Origin of the sequence: Bradyrhizobium sp. CCBAU 45384, assembly GCF_028128665.1 — a bacterium.
Lineage (GTDB): Bacteria > Pseudomonadota > Alphaproteobacteria > Rhizobiales > Xanthobacteraceae > Bradyrhizobium > Bradyrhizobium manausense.
On sequence record NZ_LBIZ01000099.1, the window covers coordinates 56,902 to 77,675 of the forward strand.

Genomic DNA, 20,774 nt, shown 5'->3' on the forward strand with positions numbered 1-20,774 from the left:
TGAATTATAATTCAAAATTCGGGGGAGGCGACCGTGAGCGAGGGACCCTACAACGCGGTGACCTGGCTGCTCGACCGTAACGTCGAGGAAGGCCGAGGTAACAAGCTCGCCTTCGACGACACCGTTTCGCAGCTCACCTACGGCGAGCTCCAGCAGCAGACCCGCCGCGCCGCCAACATGCTGCGCCGGCTCGGCGTCCGCCGCGAGGAGCGCGTGGCGATGATCATGCTGGATACGGTCGATTTCCCGATCGTGTTCCTGGGCGCGATCCGCGCCGGCATCGTGCCGGTGCCGCTGAATACGTTGCTGACCGCGGATCAATACGCCTACATCCTCGCCGATTGCCGCGCCCGCGTGCTGTTCGTCTCGGAGGCGCTCTATCCCGTCATCAAGGACGTGGTCGGCCGCATGCCTGATCTCGAGCATGTCGTCGTCTCCGGCGCCAAGCAGAACGGCCACAAGCAACTCGCGGAAGAGATCGCAGGGGAGAGCGATCAGTTCACCACCGCTGCGACGCATCCGGATGAGCCCGCGTTCTGGCTCTATTCGTCCGGCTCGACCGGCATGCCCAAGGGCGTGCGCCACATCCATTCCAATCTGCAGGCGACCGCGGATACCTACGCCAAGCAGGTGCTTGGCATCCGCGAGAGCGACGTTTGCCTGTCCGCGGCAAAACTGTTCTTCGCCTATGGCCTCGGCAATGCGCTGACCTTCCCGATGTCGGTCGGCGCGAGCGTGATCCTCAACAGCGAGCGTCCGACGCCGGCGCGCATGTTTGACCTGATGAACCGCTACAATCCATCGATCTTCTACGGCGTGCCGACGCTGTTTGCTGCGATGTTGAACGACGAGGCGATGAAGGGCGAGCGGGGCGGCAAGTCCTTGCGCATCTGCACCTCCGCCGGCGAGGCGCTGCCGGAATCCGTCGGCAACAGTTGGAAGTCTCGTTTCGGCGTCGACATTCTCGACGGTGTCGGCTCGACCGAGCTCTTGCACATCTTCCTCTCGAACGCGCCCGGCGACATCAAGTACGGCTCTTCAGGCAAGCCGGTGCCGGGTTATGCAGTGCGGCTCGTCAACGAGGCCGGCCAGGATGTCGCTGACGGAGAAGTCGGCGAACTCCTGGTCGATGCGCCCTCGGCCGGCGAGGGCTATTGGAATCAGCGCCACAAGAGTCGGCGCACATTTGAAGGCCCGTGGACACGTACCGGCGACAAATATGTTCGCGACGCCGAGGGCCGCTACACTTTCTGCGGCCGCGCCGACGACATGTTCAAGGTCTCCGGCATCTGGGTCTCGCCTTTCGAGGTCGAGAGCGCCCTGATCACGCATCCGGCCGTGCTGGAGGCCGCCGTCGTGCCCGAGGCCGATCCGGAAGGCCTGTTGAAGCCGAAGGCCTTCGTCGTGCTGCGCCCGGGTGCGAAGACGAGCGACTTGCAGGAGATGCTGAAGGAGCACGTCAAGCAGAAGATCGGCCCGTGGAAATATCCGCGCTGGATCGACGTGGTGGACTCGCTGCCGAAGACCGCGACGGGGAAGATCCAGCGATTCAAGCTGCGGGAAGGGGCGAATTGATCGGCTCCGTCATTCCGGGGGGCGCGAAGCGCGAACCCGGAATCTCGAGCCACAGGCTACAATCTCGGGATTCCGGATCAACTCGCTCTGCGAGTTGTCCGGAATGATGGAATGAATGGAAACGTGCATGACCAACCTCACACCCACCGGCTTCCTCAGCATCGGCAGCGCCAGCCTCGAATACGTCTGGCTGGCGCCGAAGGCCTCCGACGCGCCGACGATCGTCATGCTGCACGAAGGGCTCGGTTCCGTCGGACTTTGGGGTGACTTCCCCCAGAAGCTCCAGCAAGCCACCGGCGCGGGCATCTTCGCCTATTCGCGCGCGGGCTATGGCCAGTCGTCTCCGGTCGCGCTGCCACGTCCGCTCGACTACATGCAGCGCGAGGCGCTGGACGTGCTGCCGAAGCTGCTCGACATGATCGGCTTCAGGCGCGGCCTCCTGCTCGGCCATTCCGATGGTGCCTCGATCGCCACCATCTATGCCGGTTCACATCAGGATCATCGCCTGCAAGGCATCGCACTGATTGCGCCGCACTTCGTCGTCGAAGACATCTCGATCAAATCCATCGCCGCGATCAAGACGACGTTCGAGACAACGGACCTCAGGTCGAAGCTCGCGCGCTGGCACAAGGACGTCGACAACGCCTTCTACGGCTGGAACGGCGCCTGGCTCGACCCGAAATTCCGCGACTGGGACATCTCGGAATATCTGGCCTACATCCGCGTGCCGGTCATGGTGGTGCAAGGCGCCGATGACCAATACGGGACGTTGCGCCAGGTCGAGATCGCGCAGGAGGAGTGTTACTGCCCGGTCGACCTGAAAATCATTCCGGGTGCCGGGCATTCGCCGCATCGTGAAGCGCCGGGGGTGACGCTGGAGGCGATCGAGCAATTCGCAAAGGCCACCCTGCGCGATGATCCCGGGCTTCAAGCGGCATGATCCCCGGGGGCCTTTGCGAGTTGTCATCAGGATGAAGCAAAGTGCATACACGGCCCAGATTCGGGCTGGACGTATGAAAGAAGATGCATTATTGTGCATCTAACGCTAAAACCAGGACGAGCTCAAGGGTGGCCCATGGCCGGGGAAGAACGGCGCCTCGCAGGCGGCGCGACATTCATCGATTTCCAGACCGAACCGTCCCGCTACAAGCATTGGAAGCTGGCGGTCGACGGTGACGTGGCGACGCTCACCATGGATGTCGACGAGAACGGCGGCCTGTTCGAGGGCTATTTGCTCAAGCTCAATTCCTACGATCTCGGCGTCGACATCGAGCTCGCCGACGCCGTGCAGCGGCTGCGCTTCGAGCATCCCGAGGTGAAGGTCGTGGTGATGCGCTCGGCCAAGAACCGCGTGTTCTGCGCCGGCGCCAACATTCGCATGCTCGCGGGCTCGACCCATGCCCACAAGGTGAACTTCTGCAAGTTCACCAACGAAACCCGCAACGGCATGGAGGATTCCTCGGAGAACTCCGGCCAGCGCTTCATCACCGTGGTGAACGGCTCGGCCGCCGGCGGCGGCTATGAGCTGGCGCTCGCGACCGACCACATCATCCTCGCCGACGACGGCGCCTCGGCCGTGGCGCTGCCCGAGGTGCCGCTGCTCGCGGTGTTGCCGGGCACCGGCGGCCTCACCCGCGTCGTCGACAAGCGCAAGGTGCGCCGCGACCACGCCGATTTCTTCTGCACCATCGAGGAAGGCGTGAAGGGCAAGCGCGCCGTGCAATGGCGCCTCGTCGACGAGATCGCGCCGAACTCCAAGCTCGAGGCCAGGATCGCCGAGCGTGCCAAGGAGTTTGCGGCGGCCTCGAAGCGCGCCGGCAGCGGCAAGGGCATCGTGCTGACGCCGCTCAAGCGTGTGATCGACGAGACCAGCATTCGATATGGCTTTGTCACGGTCGACATCGACCGCGCCGCGCGCATCGCCACCATCTCGATCAAGGCGCCGGAGGCCGCGCCGCCTGCTGACATCGACGGCATGATGGTGCAGGGCGCCTCGTTCTGGCCGCTGCAAGTCGCACGCGAGCTCGACGATGCCATCCTGCACCTGCGCATCAACGAGCTCGAGACCGCCATGCTCGTGTTCAAGAGCCACGGCGACCGTGCCCATGTGCTCGCGTCCGACGCCTTCCTCGAAGCCAACAAGGCGCACTGGCTGGTCAACGAGATCAGGCACTACTGGAAGCGCGTGCTCAAGCGCGTCGACGTCACCTCGCGCACGCTGGTGACGCTGGTCGAGCCGGGGTCCTGCTTTGCCGGCACGCTCGCCGAGCTCGTCTTCGCCGCCGACCGCTCCTACATGCTGATCGGCACGCGCCAGGGCGACAATCAGCCGCCGCCGTCGATCGAATTGTCGGCGATGAATTTCGGTCCTTATCCGATGAGCCACGGCCTGACGCGGCTGGAGTCGCGCTTCCAGGCTGATCCGGCTGACGTCGAGCGCGCCGAAGCCACCCTCGGCACTGCGCTTGACGCCGAGCAGGCCGAAGAGCTCGGTCTCGTCACCTTCGCGCTCGACGACATCGACTGGGACGACGAGGTCCGCGTGTTCCTGGAGGAGCGCGCCAGCTTCTCGCCCGACAGCCTCACCGGCATGGAAGCCAGCCTGCGCTTCGTCGGTCCCGAGACCATGGAATCAAAGATCTTCGCCCGCCTCACCGCCTGGCAGAACTGGATCTTCCAGCGCCCCAACGCCGTCGGCGAGGAAGGCGCGCTGCGCCGCTACGGCAGCGGCCAGAAGCCGAAATTCGATATGACGCGGGTTTAAGGAGAGCACGGCCATGAACATGAACATCATGAACGTCGACTACTCGACCAAGATTCCGAACAACGTCAATCTCGCCGAAGACCGCCAGGTGCTGAAGGCGCTGGAAGGCTGGCATCCCGGCTACATGGATTGGTGGAGCGACATGGGGCCGGAAGGCTTCCAGGAGTCGCTGGTCTATTTGCGCACCGCCTATTCGGTCGATCCGCGCGGCTGGGCCAAGTTCGATTACGTCCGCATGCCCGAATATCGCTGGGGCATTCTCCTTGCTCCCCAGGAAGAAAATCGCGTCGTCCCGTTCGGCGAGCATTATGGTGAGCCGGCCTGGCAGGAAGTCCCGGGCGAGCATCGCGCCATGCTGCGCCGCCTGATCGTGATCCAGGGCGACACCGAGCCGGCCTCGGTCGAGCAGCAGCGCCATCTCGGCAAGACCGCGCCCTCGCTCTACGACATGCGCAATCTGTTCCAGGTCAACGTCGAGGAAGGCCGCCATCTCTGGGCGATGGTCTATCTGCTGCAGAAATATTTTGGCCGCGACGGACGTGAAGAAGCCGACGATTTGCTCCGCCGTCGTTCCGGCGATGCCGATGCGCCGCGCATGCTCGGTGCCTTCAACGAGGCGACGCCGGACTGGCTGTCCTTCTTCATGTTCACCTATTTCACCGACCGCGACGGCAAGATGCAGCTGCATTCGCTGGCGCAATCGGGCTTCGATCCCTTGTCGCGCACCTGCCGCTTCATGCTCACGGAGGAAGCGCACCACATGTTCGTCGGCGAGACCGGCATCACCCGCGTCGTGCAGCGCACCTGCGATGCGATGAAGGCGGCCGGCATCACCGACCCGACCGACATCGCGAAGGTCCGCGCGCTGGGCGTCATTGATCTTCCGACCATCCAGAAGAAGCTGAACCTGCACTACACGCTGTCGCTCGACCTGTTCGGTTCGGAAGTCTCGACCAACGCGGCCAATGCCTTCAACGCCGGCATCAAGGGCCGCTACCACGAGACCCAGATCGACGACGATCATCAGCTGAAGAATTCGACCTATCCGGTGCTGAAGCTCATCAACGGCGAGATCAAGCTGGTCGACGAGCCGGCGCTGACCGCGCTCAACATGCGCCTGCGCGACGATTACAGCCAGGATTGCGTCAAGGGCATGCTGCGCTGGAACAAGGTGATCTCGACCGCCGGCTACGATTTCAAGCTGACGCTGCCGAACGTGGCCTTCCACCGCCATATCGGCGAGTTCAAGGACGTGCACGCGACGCCCGACGGCATCCTGATCGACGATGCCACCTGGGCCAAGCGCAAGGACGATTGGCTGCCCTCGACCAGCGACGGCGACTTCATCACCTCCCTGATGCAGCCTGTCACCGAAACCGGCAAGTTCGCCTCCTGGATCTCGCCGCCGAAGGTCGGCATCGACAACAAGCCGGGCGATTTCGAGTACGTGAAGATCGAGTCGTAGGGGCTACCAGCGAGAAGCGACGGCCGCGCCACACCCTCACTGACATCGCCCGCGAAGGCGGGCGATCCGGTATTCCAGAGACGGTTGTAATAGATCCGCGAAGCCGCGGCGTACTGGATGCCCCGGTCGAGCCGGGGCATGACAGCGAGTGTGTGGTAAGGCCTAGGCGCTAGCCGCCCCCTATCCCGCGATCTCCAGCCCCGCATTCGCGTACACCACGCCGCCATCGACCGCGATGGTGTTGCCGACCACGTAATCCCCCGCACGCGAAGCCAGATAGATCGCAACGCCCGCCATGTCCTCGTCGGTGCCGATGCGCCGCGATGGAATGCGCTTGGCCACTTCGTCCGAATGATCGCGCGCGGCGCGGTTCATGTCGGACTTGAACGCGCCCGGCGCGATCGCGGTGACGTTGATGTTGTCCTTGATCAGCTTCGTTGCCATGCGCCGCGTCAGGTGGATCACGGCGGCCTTGCTCGCGGCATAGGAATAGGTCTCGCTGGGATTGACGAAGATGCCGTCGACCGAGGCGATGTTGATCACCTTCGCCGGGCGCTCGCGCGAGGCCGCCGCCCGCAACGGCTTGGCCAGAGCCTTGGTCAGGAAGAACAGGGACTTGACGTTGAGATCCATCACCTTGTCCCAGCCGCTCTCGGGGAATTCGTCGAATTCCGCGCCCCAGGCCGCGCCGGCATTGTTGACGAGGATGTCGAGCTTCGGCTCCAGCTTGATGATTTCGCCGGCGAGCTTGTTGCAGCCTTCGACGGTCGAGATGTCGATCGGCAGCGCGATGCAATCGCCATCATATTGCGCCGAGAGCTCTTTCGCGGTGGCTTCGCAGGGCCCGGCCTTGCGCGCGGTGATGTAGACCTTCGCAGCGCCGGCACTGAGGAATCCCGCCGCGATCATCTTGCCGATGCCGCGTGAGCCGCCGGTGACCAGTGCGATACGGCCTTTGAGCGAAAACAGATCGTTGGACATGACACCTCCCTTGCGTTGGCGACGTTTTGAGCGTCGCGGCGAGGGGAGTCAAGGAACGGTGGAGTGTAGTGCGTCAGCCGTTCAGCCAACTCAGTGTCCTCCCGGCGGAGGCCGGGACCCATAGCCACAGGGAGGTGTTTGGCGAAGGCTGGTCGTTCGGGACTAATATCAACCGCAATCGAAAAATCACGCGGTATGGGTCCCGGCTTTCGCCGGGACGACGGTCAGGCCGCCGCAAACCGGCGAAAACCGTTCCACATCGCGGTCGCGGCGCCAGAGGTCAGCACCGGCAGGATGCGCGCATCCTGGTAATTTCCGTTGAGCGAAACGCGCGGCAATGCGGTCATGTGATCGGCGTTCTCGGCGAACAGCATGCCGGGTCGTGTTGTCACCGCGGTCTTGAAGCCGGCCGATGCGGCCAACGCGAATTCGCGCGTCCCCGCCGCTTCGCGGTCACCATAGGGGTAGGCGAGGTGCCGCACCTCGCGCTCCAGCGCATGCTCGATCCGCGCGCGGCTCACCGCCATCTCCTGCGTGGCGGCCTCCTCGCTTTGCTTGGCGAGATTGCAATGGCTGATGGTGTGCGCACCGATCGTGACAAGCGGATCGGCCGCGAGCCGCTTCACCTCGCCCCAGGACAGGCAGAGGTCTCGGCACAGCGCTTCCATGTCGATACCGTGCGCGATGCAGAGAGCCTCGATCTCGCGCTTCAGATCGTATTCGCCCGGCAGCGCGCGCAGCCAGTCGTGCAGGCGATCGAACGTCGCCTGCTTGGCGGCCGGCGAGCTTGCATCGAGCCGCAGCGCGGATTGACCGATTGTGACGTCGACCTGCTCGGCCTTGGCGATGACGGCTTCCAGCGCGGTCCACCACAGCCGTCCCATGCCTTCGGCGAAGTCGCTGGCGACATAGACGGTCGCGGGCGCGTCAAATTCGCGTAGCACCGGCAGGGCATGATCGCGGTTGTCGCGATAGCCGTCGTCGAAGGTGAAGGCGGCGAAGCGGCGCTCGAACCGGCCCTGAACCAGCCGTTCGTGCAGCTCGTCCATGCTGACGATGTCGATCTCGCGCGAGCGCAAATGGCACAGGGTCGCGCGCAGGAAGTCGGGGGTCACCTCGAGATGCCGGTTCGGCTGAAACGCGCGCTCACGGGCCGGCCGAACATGGTGCAGCATGAAAATGGCGCCGACGCCCGACAGCAGCGGACGCAGCAGGTGATGCGCGCCGCTGAAATAGAGTGCTCCCAGCCCGGCGCGAATGACGTTGTTACGCAGTTGTTTCATGACCGGCTGGCCGACCCCTGGGCATTCCGCCCCCAATGTAGGGAACGACCCTTGAAGAAAAAGTTATTCCAATTGTTTCACGGGTGACCCCGGAAACGGCCCCATTTCCGGTTTGACAGCCTGCCAAGGGTTTGTTTTGTCTCCGGTTCCAGAGTTCGGGTCGTCGAATGCATATGCTTTTCAGGTGGGCCAGCAAGTGGTGGCCGGGGCTGATTCCCCTGGCCGTCATGTGGGGATTTGCGGCCTGGAATAACACCTTGCCTGTCGAGGCCGACCTGTCGGCCCGCAGCTCGGCCGCGCTCAAGGATACCGTCCTGGACAAGACCCGAATCGCGGTGGACGGCCGGGACGTCCGCTTGGCCGCGGACGCTTTCTCCGAGGAGGGGCGCCGCGATGCCGTGACCACGGTCGAGACGGTTCCCGGCGTTCGGCTGGTCGACGACCAGACCCGCCTTGTTCCCGAAGCAAAACCCTTCGTCTGGACCGCCGAGCGCGACGTCGTGCGGGTGACCCTGTCGGGCTCCGCGCCGCTGCCGTCGATGAAGGCGCGCCTCACCGAGGCCGCGCGAAAGGAGGTCAATGGCGGCGAGGTCGCCGATCAGATGGGTCTCGCCCGCGGCGCGCCTGCGCGTTTCGAGGCGGCGGCGATGTTGCTGATCGACCAGATCGGCAAGCTGAAGGACGGCAAGATCACGATCTCCGACACCAAGATCAATCTGTCGGGCATGGCGCGTGACCTCGGCGGACGCGAGGCGATCGCCGCCGCGCTGAAGAACCTGCCTGAGGGCTTTTCGATCGCGTCCAACGAGATCAAGGCGCCGCCTTATATCTTCCAGGCCTACAAGGATCCGGTCGCCGCCACCGTGACGCTGACCGGCTACGTGCCCGACAACGCCGTGCACGCCGCGATCGCGAATAGCGCCTCGCGGAAATTCTTCACCGAGAAGGTGGTCGACAATCTCAAGGCCAGCATCGGCGCGCCTGCTTCGTTCAACACCGCGGTGGTCGCAGCACTCGGTGCGCTGTCGCGGCTGTCGACCGGCACCCTCGTGGTCTCGGATCGCGAGGTGAAGCTGTCGGGTGATGCGCTGTACGAAGGCGCGGCCAACGACATCCGCGCCGGCCTCGGCAAGGATTTTCCAAAGGCCTGGCAGTACAAGCCCGAAATCACGGTGAAGCCCGCGGCAGGGCCGGTCGACGGCACCGTCTGCCAGCAATTGTTCTCGGAGCTGCTGGCCAAGGGCAAGATCCGGTTCGAGCCCAAGCGTGCCGATATCGATCCTGACTCCGCGGGCGTCCTCGATCATCTGATCGAAACGGCATTGCGCTGCCCCACCACCAATATCGAGGTCGCCGGCCACACCGATGCCGATGGCGAGGACTCGTTCAACCAGGCGCTCTCCGAGAAGCGCGCGCAGGCGGTGATCGACTATCTGGTCAAGGCCGGGCTGCCCCCGGACCGTTTCACAGCGGTCGGCTATGGCAGCACGCAGCCTGTCGCCGGCAACGACACCGACGACGGCAAGGCGCAGAACCGCCGCATCGAATTTCTGGTGAGGTGATCATGCCCTATCTCGTCTCGTTCCATATGGGCTGGCTGATCGGCTCGGTGCTGCTGGGCTTCTGCATGGGCTGGATCTCGGTGGTCCAGCGCGGCAACGGCACCTCGAAGGTGACGGCGCGCTGGCTCGCTGTGCTCGTCGCGGGCCTGGTCGCGGCCTCGTTCGCGCATGCGGTGCCGGGCCGCTTCGGCTATTGGCTCGACCTCGGCCTCGTCATGTTCGCCTGCTATCTCGGTGGCTGCACCGTCGGCGCCTGGCTGCGCTATTGGGTGGTCTCGCGCAGCCAGCCTGCGGCCTGATCCGTGCTCCAAAAATGCAGTAACTGACTGACCGGCAGGGAGATTGCCGCAGCAACAGGTCAGTGCTTGACATCAATACGTACGTACGTATTATTTCACACATGCCTAAGCCATCGCTCAAAGACGCCATCCTCGACGCCGGCCTCAAGGTCATGTTCCGGACCGGCTATCACGGCAGCAGCGTGCGCGACGTCACCGCTGCGGCGGGCGCGCCGCAGGGATCCTTCACCAATCATTTCCGCTCCAAGGAGGCCTTCGCTTCCGAAGTGCTCGACCGCTATTTCGATGTCACCCGCGGCCTGGTCGCCGAAGCGCTCGAGGACACTTCGCTGACGCCGCGCGCGCGCCTGCGGCGCTATCTCGACATCATCACCGGAAGGCTCGAGGCCGACGGCTATGGTCGCGGCTGCCTGATCGGCGATCTCAGCCTTGAGGCGTCGGGCAGCAGCGAACTGCTGCGCGCGCGTCTCTCAGCGATCTTTGCCGAATGGCGCACCCCGTTCGCCGCCTGCATCAGGGATGCGCAAGAGCGCGGCGAGATCGCCTCCGATTTCGAGCCAGATGAGCTTGCCGACTTCCTGCTCGCGTCCTGGCAGGGCGCAATCCTGCGCATGAAAGTCGACCGCAATCCCAAAGCGCTCGAACGCTTCAAGACCATCGCATTCCAAACCGTGTTCAAGGAGCCGACATGACCAAGCCGATCGACATCGAGATTCGCAAAGCGTCCGTCCTCGGAAGCCACATGGCCTATCGCGAGACCGGCGCGGACAGCGCGCCCGTTGCGCTGTTCCTCCACGGCAATCCGACCTCCTCGCATATCTGGCGCAATATCCTGCCGCTGGTGGCACCGGTCGCGCATTGCATCGCGCCCGACAACATCGGCTTCGGTCAGTCCGACAAGCCCGATGTCGCCTACCGCTTCTTCGATCTTGTCCGCTATCTCGATGCCTTCATCGAAGCGCGCGGTATCAAATCGGCCTATCTCGTCGCGCAGGACTGGGGCACGGCGCTCGCATTTCATCTCGCCGCGCGCCGGCCGGATTTCGTGCGCGGCCTCGCCTTCATGGAATTCATCCGTCCAATGCCGACCTGGCAGGACTTCCACCACACCGAGGTCGCGGAAGAGCAGGACCATGCCGAGGCGGCACGCGCGGTCTTCCGCAAATTCAGAACGCCAGGTGAGGGCGAAGCGATGATCCTCGAGGCAAATGCGTTCGTCGAGCGCGTCCTGCCCGGCGGCATCGTGCGCAAGCTGAGCGACGCGGAGATGGCACCCTATCGTGCGCCATTCCCGACGCCGGAGAGTCGCCGTCCCGTGCTTGCGCTTCCACGCGAATTGCCGATCGCGGGCGAGCCAGCCGACGTCTATGCGGCGCTTGAATCCGCGCACGCGGCGCTGGCCGCGTCGTCCTATCCCAAGCTTCTGTTCCCGGGTGAGCCCGGAGCTCTGGTCACACCGGAATTTGCCGCGCGGTTTGCGGCCTCGTTGAAGAACTGCGCGCTGGTTCGCCTCGGCGGCGGGCTGCACTTCCTTCAGGAGGATCACCCCGAGGCGATTGGCCGCTCTGTCGCCGGCTGGATCGCCGGCATCGAAGCGATGCGCCCGCAGCTTGCAGCCTGAGGGCAACGCTACTTCTGAGCAACATGCTCGTCGCGGCTGCCTTGGCGGGGCGGCCGCGATGACGTCTGTGATGTCGCAGTGCAACGCGATGACCAGGAGCGAGGCGTCGGCCACATCATCGTGTGCCGCGCAGCCCTGCCGACGCAGCGGCCCCTCTTTTAACGGGCGCACGCGGTCCATAGATTGATTTCGACTTAAAGCGCGACGGAACATTGTCCGGTCGAAATCATCAAAACTTCACGGCGACTGCGCAGATTGCCATGGAGATTCGCCTCAAGCCTTGCCGCCGAAAGCGCCAAACCGTGCATCATCAGCTCGCAAGCCTGCCTAAAATATTGAAGGCACGTGATTTTGTTCACATTGGCGAATTCCACTCCGCCCCGAAACGCGCTAGTGGAGGGACGGGGGGCATGCGCGAGGCCAAAGCCGGCGGCGAGGGTTCGTTGAGTGCTCGTTCGTTGAGTGCCTGTGCGTCGTCCGCCTGTTCGCCGGCCACCCTGGCCGCTGAAGTGTTGTTCGAGGTCTAGATGCTGGAAGCCATACGCAGGACGATGACGTTGCTGCGCCAGAAGCAAATCCTGCATAAGCTTGGAGTTGTGATCAGCGTCGCGGTCATCGGCATCGCTTGCTATGTGCTCTACCACATGCTGCGCGGCATCGACGCGAACGAGGTGATCGAGGCGATCAAGAGCACCGAGCCGCGCCAGATTGCGATGGCCGCGCTGTTCGTCGCCGCGGGCTATTTCACCCTGACCTTCTACGATCTGTTTGCCGTGCGCGCGATCGGCCAATCCCACGTACCCTATCGCATCAACGCGCTCGCGGCCTTCACCAGCTATTCGATCGGCCACAATGTCGGCGCCAGCGTCTTCACCGGCGGCGCCGTGCGCTATCGCATCTATTCGGCCTATGGCCTCAACGCGATCGACGTCGCGAAAATCTGCTTCCTGGCCGGCCTCACTTTCTGGCTCGGCAATGCCGCCGTGCTCGGCCTCGGCATCTCCTATCATCCGGAGGCGGCGGCCTCGATCGACCAGCTGCCGCCCTGGTTGAACCGCACCGTCGCGATGATGATCATCGTGGCGCTGGTCGCTTACGTGGTCTGGGTCTGGACCCAGCCGCGGGTGGTCGGGCGCGGCCCCTGGACCGTGGTGCTGCCGGGCGGCCCGCTGACGCTGCTGCAGATCGCCATCGGCATCATCGATCTCGGCTTCTGTGCGCTTGCCATGTACGTGCTGGTGCCCGACGAGCCCAATCTCGGCTTCGTCGTGGTCGCCGTCATCTTCGTCTCGGCGACGCTGCTTGGCTTCGCCAGCCATTCTCCCGGCGGCTTAGGGGTCTTCGACGCCGCCATGCTGGTCGGCCTCTGGCAGATGGACCGTGAGGAGCTGCTCGGCGGCATGCTGCTGTTCCGGGTCCTCTATTATCTGTCCCCTTTCGTCATCTCTGTAATCTTGCTGACGTTTCGGGAGGTTATCATCGGCGCCCGATCGAAACGCCTGCAGCAGGCGGCGCTCAAGCTCGATCCAGGTCCACCGCCTGAAGCCGCTTATGTGAGAAAGCGTAGCGATAGCGGTGGCGTCTGACCGGCGCAGAGCGAACCCAAGGAGAAGCCCGGCCCGATGGCGATCGACGCTCCCTCGTCTCCCACGGTGCAGCCTTGGTCCGACCGGCTGCGACACTCGACCATCGTCCTGATCGCTGCGGCACTGGCGCTGTCGGTCGTAGTCTCGCTCGGCGAGGTGTCGGTGGTGCATGCCGTCGCCGTGTTTGTCTGTATCGCGGCTGCGGCACTGATCCCTTGGCGGCTGCATGATACCGCCGCCTCGCGCGAGGACGTCAGGCGCGTCAATCCGGTGGAAAGCGCCGCGGTGGCTGCGGTCGTCGCCGGCATGCCGGATCCGGCGGTGCTGCTCGACCGCGCCGGCCGGGTCATCCATCTCAATGCGGCCGCCGCGCAGCTCGCGCCGGCGCTGCGCAAGAACGAACTCGCCCAGTTCGCGCTGCGCTCGCCCGAGATCATCACGGCGCTGCGCGAGTCCATTGCCACCACCGAGCCGCGGCGCGCGACCTATCTCGACCATGTGCCTGTCGATCGCTGGATGGAGCTGATCATCACCCCGGTGCCGGTGCCGACCAATTTCGGCGGCGCCGACAAATGCATGCTGATGACCTTCCACGACCAGACCCCGCTGCGCCGGGTCGAGGAGATGCGCGCCGACTTCGTCGCCAATGCCAGCCATGAGTTGCGAACGCCACTGGCCGCGCTGTCCGGCTTCATCGACACGCTCCAGGGCCAGGCCAAGGACGATCCGAAGGCGCGCGAGCGCTTCCTCGGTATCATGCACAACCAGGCGACGCGCATGGCGCGCCTGATCGACGACCTTTTGTCGCTGTCGCGGGTCGAGCTGTCGGCCCATGTGCGGCCCGACACTCTGGTCGATCTCTTGCCGATCATCCTCCAGGTCGCCGACGGGCTCGAGCCGCTGGCGCGCGAGCGTCAGGTCGAGGTCGAGACCCATTTGCCTGACGGCCCGGTCATGATCGCCGGTGACCGCGAGGAGCTGCTCCGCCTGTTCGAAAACCTGATCGAAAACGCGCTCAAATATGGCGCCTCCGGTGGACGCGTCATCGTCTCGCTGACGCTGCCGGCGCCCGCCGATGCAACTCAGGAAATCCGGGTCATGGTGCGGGATTTCGGCCCCGGCATCGCGCCGGAGCACCTGCCGCGCCTGACCGAGCGGTTCTACCGGGTTGACGTCGGCGACAGCCGCTCGCAGGGCGGCACGGGGCTCGGATTATCGCTGGTGAAACATATTCTTAACCGTCACCGCGGCCGTCTTTTGATCGAAAGCGTGCCCAAGCAGGGTGCGACTTTCACCGCCTGTTTTCCCCAGGCCAGGACTTTGGTTTAGGCAATAAAACAACGCGGTTTCAATCGCTTAGCGCTGTCATCCGACTGTCACGAAACCTTCGTAAAAGCTCAGCCGACCGCTCCTAAAGGGGCGGCGCGGGAGCGCGATCGGGCGCGGATGGCGCTTCGCTCCCCTGTATGGAGACCAGCATGAATTTCCTCAAAACGATCGTCGCTGCCGGCTTGGTCGCCGCAACGACGACGGCGGCGTTCGCTGCCGACATCACCGGCGCAGGTGCGACGTTCCCGTTCCCGATCTATTCGAAGTGGGCTGATGCCTACAAGAAGGAGACCGGCAACGGTCTGAACTACCAGTCGATCGGTTCCGGCGGCGGCATCAAGCAGATTCAGGCCAAGACTGTGACCTTCGGTGCCACCGACATGCCGCTCAAGGCCGAGCAGCTCGAGAAGGACGGCCTTGCCCAGTGGCCGATGGTGATGGGCGCCATCGTTCCGGTCGTCAACCTCGAAGGCGTCAAGCCTGGCGAGATGGTGTTCGACGGCGAGACGCTCGCCAACATCTATCTCGGCAAGATCACCAAGTGGGACGACGGCGCGATCAAGAAGCTCAATCCGAACGTGAAGCTGCCGTCGGAGGCGATCACCGTGGTTCGCCGCTCGGACGGTTCGGGCACCACCTTCAATTTCACCAACTATCTCTCCAAGGTCAGCGCGGACTGGAAGAGCAAGGTCGGTGAGGGCACCGCGGTCGAATGGCCGGTTGGCGTCGGCGCCAAGGGCAACGAAGGCGTTTCGGGCAACATCGGCCAGACCAAGAATTCGATCGGCTATGTCGAGTACGCCTACGCCAAGCAAAACAAGCTGACCTACACCAAGATGGTCAATAAGGGTGGCAAGACCGTTGAGCCCGCCACCGAGGCCTTCCAGGCGGCCGCCGCCAATGCCGACTGGTCCAAGGCGCCCGGCTACTACGTCATCCTGACCGACCAGCCCGGCGACAAGTCCTGGCCGATCACGGCGGCGACCTTCATCCTCATGCACAAGGATGCCACCGACAAGGCGGCCTCGCAGGAAGCCATCAAGTTCTTCCGCTGGGCCTTCAAGAACGGCGCCAAGGCAGCCGAGGAGCTCGATTACATCCCGATGCCGGACAGCGTCGTCCAGCAGATCGAGAAGACCTGGTCTGCCGAGATCAAGAGCTAAAGCTCTGAAGTCCGACGCTCGTGCCCCGTCATTCCGGGGCGCGAGCGTGGCGAGCGAACCCGGAAGCTCGAAATTCCGGGTCTGGTCCTTCGGACCATCCCGGAATGACGCGGGACAAATCGTCGACAAGACCGCTCCTTATCGGCGGCATGCAGATAGCGTAATACAGGGGATCGGCGTGGCAGAAATGGCTGTTCAGAGCGATGTAGTCGACGACGCTGGCCCCTATGATCGCGCGAAGGCCTTGAGCGCGTTCAAGCTCGGCGATGTCACCTTCTACTGGATCACCCGGCTTTCCGCGATCTCGGTGCTCCTCATCCTTGGCGGCATCATCCTGTCGCTGATCGTCGGTGCCTTCCCGGCGATGAAGGAATACGGCTTTGCGTTCCTGTGGACGCAGCGCTGGGCGCCGTCGGCCGATCCGCCCGTGCTCGGCGCGCTCGGACCGATGTACGGCACGCTTGTCACCTCCTTCATCGCGATGCTGATCGCCATTCCCGTCGGTCTCGGTATCGCGATCTTCCTGACCGAGCTCTGCCCGCAATGGCTGCGCCGCCCGATCGGCATGGCGGTGGAGCTGCTCGCCGGCATTCCCTCGATCATCTACGGCATGTGGGGCTTCTTCGTGCTGGGGCCGTTCCTGGCCAACACCTTCCAGCCCTTCATGATCAAGATCTTCGACGGCGTCCCGGTGCTGGGCGCGGTCTTCGCAGGTCCCCCGTCCTATCTCAGCCTGTTCAATGCCGCGCTGATCCTGGCGATCATGGTGCTGCCTTTCATCACCTCGATCTCGGTCGACGTGTTCAAGACCGTGCCGCCGGTGCTGAAAGAGGCCGCCTACGGCGTCGGCTGCACCACCTGGGAAGTGGTGCGCAGCGTCGTGATCCCCTATACCCGTGTCGGCGTCATCGGCGGTGTCATGCTGGCCTTGGGCCGTGCGCTCGGCGAGACCATGGCGGTGACCTTCATCATCGGCAACTCGTTCCGCATCTCGTCATCGATCTTCGCGCCTGGCACCACGATCTCGGCGGCGATCGCATCGGAGTTCGCCGAGAGCGACGGCCTGCACCAGTCCGGCCTGATCCTGCTCGGCCTGTTGCTGTTCGTGCTGACGTTCTTCGTGCTCGCCGCCGCCCGGCTGATGCTGCTGCGTCTGGAAACGAAGGCGGGGAAGTGACATGAACCCGATCTATGTACGCCGCCGCCGCAAGGACATCATCGTCCGAGGGCTCTGCTTCGGAGCCGCCGCCGTCGGCGTCACCTGGCTCGCGCTGATCCTGCTCACGCTTCTCTATAACGGCATCGCCGGCCTCAACCTCGAGCTGTTCGTCGCCGATACCCCGCCGCCGGGCTCGACCGAGGGCGGCCTGCGCAACGCCATCGTCGGCTCGCTGATCATGACCGTGATCGGCGTCGGCATCGGCGCGCCGCTCGGCCTGTTCGCCGGCACCTATCTCGCCGAGTACGGCCGTAACGACAAGCTGACCTCGGTGATCCGCTTCATCAACGACATCCTGCTGTCGGCGCCCTCGATCATCATCGGCCTGTTCATCTACGGCGCGGTGGTGGTGCCGATGCGCGGCTTCTCGGCGATCGCAGGCTCGCTCGCGCTCGCCGTCATCGTGATCCCGGTGGTGCTGCGCACGACCGAGGACATGCTGCTGCTGGTGCCGAACGCGCTGCGCGAGGCCGCCTCCGCGCTCGGCCTGCCGCGCTCGCTGGTGATCAAGCGGATCGCCTATCGTGCGGCCCGCTCCGGCCTCATCACCGGCGTGCTGCTCGCCACCGCCCGCGTCGCCGGCGAAACCGCGCCGCTACTCTTCACCGCGCTGTCGAACCAGTTCTTCAGCCTCGGCCTGAACAAGACCATGGCGAACCTGCCCGTCACCATCAACAATTTCGTCCAGAGCCCTTACGCCTATTGGAAGCAGCTCGCCTGGAGCGGTGCGCTGTTGATCACGCTCACCGTGCTTGCCCTGAACATTGGCGCCCGCATCCTCGGTGCCGAGAGGACCGCAAAATGACCGACTTGTCCGTATCCGTGAGCTCCAACGCGCACCTCGCCTCGCAGCAGCCGCTGCCGGAAGCTCCGGCCAAGGTGACGGTGCGCAACCTCAACTTCTATTACGGCGAGCACCAGGCGCTGAAGAACATCAATCTGACGCTCGGCACCAACCGCGTCACCGCCTTCATCGGCCCGTCCGGTTGCGGCAAGTCGACCCTGTTGCGCATCTTCAATCGGATGTATGACCTCTATCCGGGCCAACGCGTCACCGGTCAGCTGATGCTGGACCAGACCAACATCCTCGACCCCAAGCTGGATCTCAACCTGCTGCGCGCCCGCGTCGGCATGGTGTTCCAGAAGCCGACGCCGTTCCCGATGACGATCTACGAGAACATCGCCTTCGGCATCCGCCTCTATGAGAAGATCTCGAAGTCCGAGATGGACGACCGCGTCGAGAAGGCGCTGCGCGGCGGCGCGCTGTGGAACGAGGTCAAGGACAAGCTCAACGCCTCCGGCCTGTCGCTCTCGGGCGGCCAGCAGCAGCGCCTCTGCATCGCCCGCACCGTCGCGGTGCGGCCTGAAGTGATCCTGTTCGACGAACCCTGCTCGGCGCTCGATCCGATCTCGACCGCCAAGGTCGAGGAGCTGATCCAGGAACTGTCCGAGAACTACACCATCGCGATCGTCACCCACAACATGCAGCAGGCGGCCCGCGTCTCCGACAAGACCGCCTTCATGTATCTCGGCGAGCTGATCGAGTTCGACGACACCAGCAAGATCTTCACGTCGCCGTCGGACCGGCGCACGCAGGATTACATCACCGGCCGGTTCGGCTGAGGAGACAGGACATGGCTTCCGAACATACCGCAAAAGCCTTCGACACCGACCTTCAGGAGCTCACCCGCCTGGTCGCCGAGATGGGCGGCATCGCCGAGCGCATGATCGTCGATTCCGTCGATGCGCTGATCCGCCGCGACGTCGAGCTGGGCCAGCGCGTCGTCACCATCGATGCCGAGCTCGACGCGCTGCAGAAGAAGATCGAGGAGCGCGCCGTGCTGACCATCGCGCGCCGCCAGCCGATGGCGGTGGACTTGCGCGAAATCGTCGGCGCCATGCGGGTTGCGACCGACCTCGAGCGCATCGGCGACCTCGCCAAGAACATGGGCAAGCGCGTCGCGGCGCTGGAGACGGATTTCCATCCGCTCAAACTGTTCCGCGGCCTCGAGCACATGACCGACCTCGTGCAGCAGCAGGTCAAGTCGGTGCTGGACGCCTATGCCGCGCACGATCTGCCGGCAGCGATGGCGGTGTGGAAGGGCGACGAGGAAGTCGATGCCATCTGCACCTCGCTGTTCCGCGAGCTCCTCACCTACATGATGGAGGATCCGCGCAACATCTCGTTCTGCATCCATCTGATGTTCTGCGCCAAGAACATCGAGCGGATCGGCGACCACGCCACCAACATCGCCGAGACCGTGTTCTACATGATCGAAGGCCAGGCCATCACCGACAAGCGGCCGAAGGGCGACATGACGACGTTCGCCACGACGGTCCCGAACACCTGATTACGCAAGGAGCGACGAGCCCATGGGCGCACGCATTATGGTGGTTGAGGACGAGGAAGCTCTGACCGAGCTTCTCCGCTACAACCTCGAAGGCGACGGCTATGACGTGGAGACGGTGATGCGCGGCGACGACGCCGACACCCGCCTCAAGGAGCACATCCCCGATCTGATCGTGCTCGACTGGATGTTGCCGGGCCTGTCCGGGATCGAGCTGTGCCGCCGGTTGCGGACGCGATCCGACACCAAGCAGCTGCCGATCATCATGCTCACCGCGCGCGGCGAGGAGAGCGAGCGTGTCAGGGGCCTTGCCACAGGCGCCGACGATTACATCGTCAAGCCGTTCTCGGTGCCCGAGCTGCTCGCGCGGGTGAAGGGCCTGCTGCGGCGCGCCAGCCCCGAGCGGCTCGCGACCGTGCTCGCCTTCGGCGACATCGAGCTCGATCGCGAGAAGCGCCGCGTGGCGCGCTCGGGCCGGCCGATCGATCTCGGACCGACCGAATATCGCCTGCTGGAGTTCTTCCTGGAGCATCCCGGCCGGGTGTTCTCGCGCGAGCAGCTACTCGACAGCGTCTGGGGCCGCGACATCTATATCGACGAACGCACCGTCGATGTGCATATCGGCCGCCTGCGCAAGCTGCTCAATCTCGGCCGCGAGCAGGACCCGATCCGCACCGTCCGCGGCGCAGGCTACGCGCTCGACGATCGCTTCGCGAAGGCTGAGCAGACCTCAAGCTAAGCTGCCCGCCAGCAAACAAAAAAGCGCGCCAGGTGGCGCGCTTTTTTCGTCCCGGCCTGTACCGCGACGATGTCGTCTGAACCAAGTACTCAGCGCGTGCCCGGCTTCGCCGGCGCCCGCCGGCGATCCGCCGCCGGCTGATACGCCACGCGCGAGTGCTGGGCGCAGTAGGGCAGGCCGGAGAGCGCCTTGCCGCCGCAGAAGAAGAAATCCGGGCTTGAGGGATCGCCGACCGGCCAGTGGCAGGTGGCCTCGTTCAATTCGAGCAACGAGAGCCGCTGGCTCATCGGCACAACGTTGTCGTAGGTAACAGGTTCAGCCTCGACCTCGACCTCGAAAGCCTGCGCCAGCGCGGTGTTGCCGCGCGCGATGGGGCGGCTTACCCGCATCATGTGCTGTGCGGGACGCGCCTTGCGCGGCCGCGGAGCTGCTGATGAGGGGCTCTTGGCGCGGCCGGACAGGCCGAGCCTGTGCACCTTGCCGATTACGGCGTTGCGGGTCACGTTTCCAAGCTCAGCGGCGATCTGGCTGGCCGAAAGTCCGGCCTCCCAGAGCTTTTTCAGCTGCTCGACGCGATCATCTGACCAGGTCAAAACCGTCATTGCATCCTTTCCTTCGCCGGCGCCAGCCATCTGTGGGGCCTCACGACGAATGCCTAAGCTTCGAAAAACCCGTGCCGCCAGAATCCCTTAAGGCTCGCCGGGCGCGCCAGATGCGCCCGAACGTTTACGCCGGTACATGAGGACTTTTGGGATCAGAACCGCTGCACGAGATGTCGTATCTGACAAGCCAAACGCTACAATATGCCGTGACTCACGCGCAAGAGTCCGCCGACTCGCT

General features: G+C 64.2%; 19 protein-coding genes. 16 read left to right on the forward strand and 3 right to left on the reverse strand.

The genetic code is table 11. The features are described 5' to 3' along the window. Nucleotides 1–33: 33 nt before the first annotated feature. From XH80_RS11295 to boxB, 4 genes are all read left to right on the forward strand, one after another. The gene (locus XH80_RS11295; protein WP_271598663.1) at nucleotides 34–1,575 is read left to right on the forward strand and encodes a benzoate-CoA ligase family protein; all 1,542 of its coding nucleotides are present in this window, start codon (nucleotides 34–36) and stop codon (nucleotides 1,573–1,575) included. A 127-nt stretch (nucleotides 1,576–1,702) separates the two neighbouring features. Beyond that, nucleotides 1,703–2,515, forward strand: a complete 813-nt coding sequence (locus XH80_RS11300) for an alpha/beta fold hydrolase (RefSeq protein WP_271598664.1) — start codon at nucleotides 1,703–1,705, stop codon at nucleotides 2,513–2,515. Between the two features lie 135 nt (nucleotides 2,516–2,650). Then, nucleotides 2,651–4,339 carry a 2,3-epoxybenzoyl-CoA dihydrolase gene (gene boxC, locus XH80_RS11305; protein ID WP_271598665.1) on the forward strand — a complete coding sequence of 563 codons (1,689 nt, stop codon included), beginning with the start codon at nucleotides 2,651–2,653 and terminating at the stop codon, nucleotides 4,337–4,339. A gap of 13 nt (nucleotides 4,340–4,352) precedes the next feature. Further along, a complete protein-coding gene (gene boxB / locus XH80_RS11310) occupies nucleotides 4,353–5,804 on the forward strand; it encodes a benzoyl-CoA 2,3-epoxidase subunit BoxB (RefSeq protein ID WP_057745154.1) in 1,452 nt (483 codons plus the stop codon). A 180-nt stretch (nucleotides 5,805–5,984) separates the two neighbouring features. Here the strand turns inward: boxB and XH80_RS11315 are convergent, their stop codons facing one another. Further along, nucleotides 5,985–6,785: an SDR family oxidoreductase gene (locus tag XH80_RS11315; protein ID WP_271598666.1), complete on the reverse strand. Its 801-nt coding sequence runs from the start codon at nucleotides 6,783–6,785 to the stop codon at nucleotides 5,985–5,987. Nucleotides 6,786–7,009: 224 nt separating this feature from the next. After that, the gene (locus XH80_RS11320; RefSeq protein ID WP_271598667.1) at nucleotides 7,010–8,068 is read right to left on the reverse strand and encodes a polysaccharide deacetylase family protein; all 1,059 of its coding nucleotides are present in this window, start codon (nucleotides 8,066–8,068) and stop codon (nucleotides 7,010–7,012) included. Nucleotides 8,069–8,235: 167 nt separating this feature from the next. Between XH80_RS11320 and XH80_RS11325 the strand changes: the two genes are divergently transcribed. From XH80_RS11325 to phoB, 12 genes are all read left to right on the forward strand, one after another. Further along, the gene (locus XH80_RS11325; RefSeq protein WP_271598668.1) at nucleotides 8,236–9,630 is read left to right on the forward strand and encodes an OmpA family protein; all 1,395 of its coding nucleotides are present in this window, start codon (nucleotides 8,236–8,238) and stop codon (nucleotides 9,628–9,630) included. A gap of 2 nt (nucleotides 9,631–9,632) precedes the next feature. Beyond that, entirely contained in the window at nucleotides 9,633–9,929 is a 297-nt protein-coding gene (locus XH80_RS11330) for a hypothetical protein (RefSeq protein WP_271598669.1), read from the forward strand. Between the two features lie 101 nt (nucleotides 9,930–10,030). Continuing rightward, entirely contained in the window at nucleotides 10,031–10,621 is a 591-nt protein-coding gene (locus XH80_RS11335) for a TetR/AcrR family transcriptional regulator (RefSeq protein ID WP_271598670.1), read from the forward strand. Then, on the forward strand, nucleotides 10,618–11,550 hold the full coding sequence (locus tag XH80_RS11340) for a haloalkane dehalogenase (RefSeq protein WP_271598671.1): 933 nt from the start codon (nucleotides 10,618–10,620) through the stop codon (nucleotides 11,548–11,550). The genes XH80_RS11335 and XH80_RS11340 overlap by 4 nt, the downstream gene beginning before the upstream one ends. 527 nt (nucleotides 11,551–12,077) lie before the next feature. Beyond that, the gene (locus XH80_RS11345; protein WP_271598672.1) at nucleotides 12,078–13,136 is read left to right on the forward strand and encodes a lysylphosphatidylglycerol synthase domain-containing protein; all 1,059 of its coding nucleotides are present in this window, start codon (nucleotides 12,078–12,080) and stop codon (nucleotides 13,134–13,136) included. Between the two features lie 36 nt (nucleotides 13,137–13,172). Continuing rightward, nucleotides 13,173–14,465 (forward strand): ATP-binding protein, encoded by a 1,293-nt coding sequence (locus tag XH80_RS11350; RefSeq protein ID WP_271598673.1) that lies wholly within the window; start codon nucleotides 13,173–13,175, stop codon nucleotides 14,463–14,465. 149 nt (nucleotides 14,466–14,614) lie between these two features. Further along, nucleotides 14,615–15,628 carry a phosphate ABC transporter substrate-binding protein PstS gene (gene pstS / locus XH80_RS11355; RefSeq protein ID WP_271598674.1) on the forward strand — a complete coding sequence of 338 codons (1,014 nt, stop codon included), beginning with the start codon at nucleotides 14,615–14,617 and terminating at the stop codon, nucleotides 15,626–15,628. A gap of 187 nt (nucleotides 15,629–15,815) precedes the next feature. Further along, a complete protein-coding gene (pstC, locus tag XH80_RS11360) occupies nucleotides 15,816–16,805 on the forward strand; it encodes a phosphate ABC transporter permease subunit PstC (RefSeq protein ID WP_271598675.1) in 990 nt (329 codons plus the stop codon). Between the two features lies 1 nt (nucleotide 16,806). Then, complete coding sequence (pstA, locus tag XH80_RS11365) at nucleotides 16,807–17,652, forward strand: phosphate ABC transporter permease PstA (protein ID WP_271598676.1); 846 nt, start codon at nucleotides 16,807–16,809, stop codon at nucleotides 17,650–17,652. Further along, nucleotides 17,649–18,470 (forward strand): phosphate ABC transporter ATP-binding protein PstB, encoded by an 822-nt coding sequence (gene pstB, locus XH80_RS11370; RefSeq protein WP_220004111.1) that lies wholly within the window; start codon nucleotides 17,649–17,651, stop codon nucleotides 18,468–18,470. The genes pstA and pstB overlap by 4 nt, the downstream gene beginning before the upstream one ends. Nucleotides 18,471–18,481: 11 nt before the next feature. Then, the gene (phoU, locus tag XH80_RS11375) at nucleotides 18,482–19,198 is read left to right on the forward strand and encodes a phosphate signaling complex protein PhoU (RefSeq protein ID WP_271598677.1); all 717 of its coding nucleotides are present in this window, start codon (nucleotides 18,482–18,484) and stop codon (nucleotides 19,196–19,198) included. A 22-nt stretch (nucleotides 19,199–19,220) separates the two neighbouring features. Beyond that, a complete protein-coding gene (phoB, locus tag XH80_RS11380) occupies nucleotides 19,221–19,934 on the forward strand; it encodes a phosphate regulon transcriptional regulator PhoB (protein WP_057745196.1) in 714 nt (237 codons plus the stop codon). A gap of 89 nt (nucleotides 19,935–20,023) precedes the next feature. Here the strand turns inward: phoB and XH80_RS11385 are convergent, their stop codons facing one another. Continuing rightward, entirely contained in the window at nucleotides 20,024–20,536 is a 513-nt protein-coding gene (locus XH80_RS11385; RefSeq protein WP_018644522.1) for a GcrA family cell cycle regulator, read from the reverse strand. Between the last annotated feature and the right edge of the window lie 238 nt (nucleotides 20,537–20,774).

Coding starts and splice junctions, on each gene's coding strand:
- XH80_RS11300 (WP_271598664.1), top strand. CDS start 1,703: ATGACCAACCTCACACCCACCGGCTTCCTCAGCATCGGCAGCGCCAGC.
- boxC (WP_271598665.1), top strand. CDS start 2,651: ATGGCCGGGGAAGAACGGCGCCTCGCAGGCGGCGCGACATTCATCGAT.
- boxB (WP_057745154.1), top strand. CDS start 4,353: ATGAACATGAACATCATGAACGTCGACTACTCGACCAAGATTCCGAAC.
- XH80_RS11315 (WP_271598666.1), bottom strand. CDS start 6,785: ATGTCCAACGATCTGTTTTCGCTCAAAGGCCGTATCGCACTGGTCACC.
- XH80_RS11320 (WP_271598667.1), bottom strand. CDS start 8,068: ATGAAACAACTGCGTAACAACGTCATTCGCGCCGGGCTGGGAGCACTC.
- XH80_RS11325 (WP_271598668.1), top strand. CDS start 8,236: ATGCATATGCTTTTCAGGTGGGCCAGCAAGTGGTGGCCGGGGCTGATT.
- XH80_RS11330 (WP_271598669.1), top strand. CDS start 9,633: ATGCCCTATCTCGTCTCGTTCCATATGGGCTGGCTGATCGGCTCGGTG.
- XH80_RS11335 (WP_271598670.1), top strand. CDS start 10,031: ATGCCTAAGCCATCGCTCAAAGACGCCATCCTCGACGCCGGCCTCAAG.
- XH80_RS11340 (WP_271598671.1), top strand. CDS start 10,618: ATGACCAAGCCGATCGACATCGAGATTCGCAAAGCGTCCGTCCTCGGA.
- XH80_RS11345 (WP_271598672.1), top strand. CDS start 12,078: ATGCTGGAAGCCATACGCAGGACGATGACGTTGCTGCGCCAGAAGCAA.
- XH80_RS11350 (WP_271598673.1), top strand. CDS start 13,173: ATGGCGATCGACGCTCCCTCGTCTCCCACGGTGCAGCCTTGGTCCGAC.
- pstS (WP_271598674.1), top strand. CDS start 14,615: ATGAATTTCCTCAAAACGATCGTCGCTGCCGGCTTGGTCGCCGCAACG.
- pstC (WP_271598675.1), top strand. CDS start 15,816: ATGGCTGTTCAGAGCGATGTAGTCGACGACGCTGGCCCCTATGATCGC.
- pstA (WP_271598676.1), top strand. CDS start 16,807: ATGAACCCGATCTATGTACGCCGCCGCCGCAAGGACATCATCGTCCGA.
- pstB (WP_220004111.1), top strand. CDS start 17,649: ATGACCGACTTGTCCGTATCCGTGAGCTCCAACGCGCACCTCGCCTCG.
- phoU (WP_271598677.1), top strand. CDS start 18,482: ATGGCTTCCGAACATACCGCAAAAGCCTTCGACACCGACCTTCAGGAG.
- phoB (WP_057745196.1), top strand. CDS start 19,221: ATGGGCGCACGCATTATGGTGGTTGAGGACGAGGAAGCTCTGACCGAG.
- XH80_RS11385 (WP_018644522.1), bottom strand. CDS start 20,536: ATGACGGTTTTGACCTGGTCAGATGATCGCGTCGAGCAGCTGAAAAAG.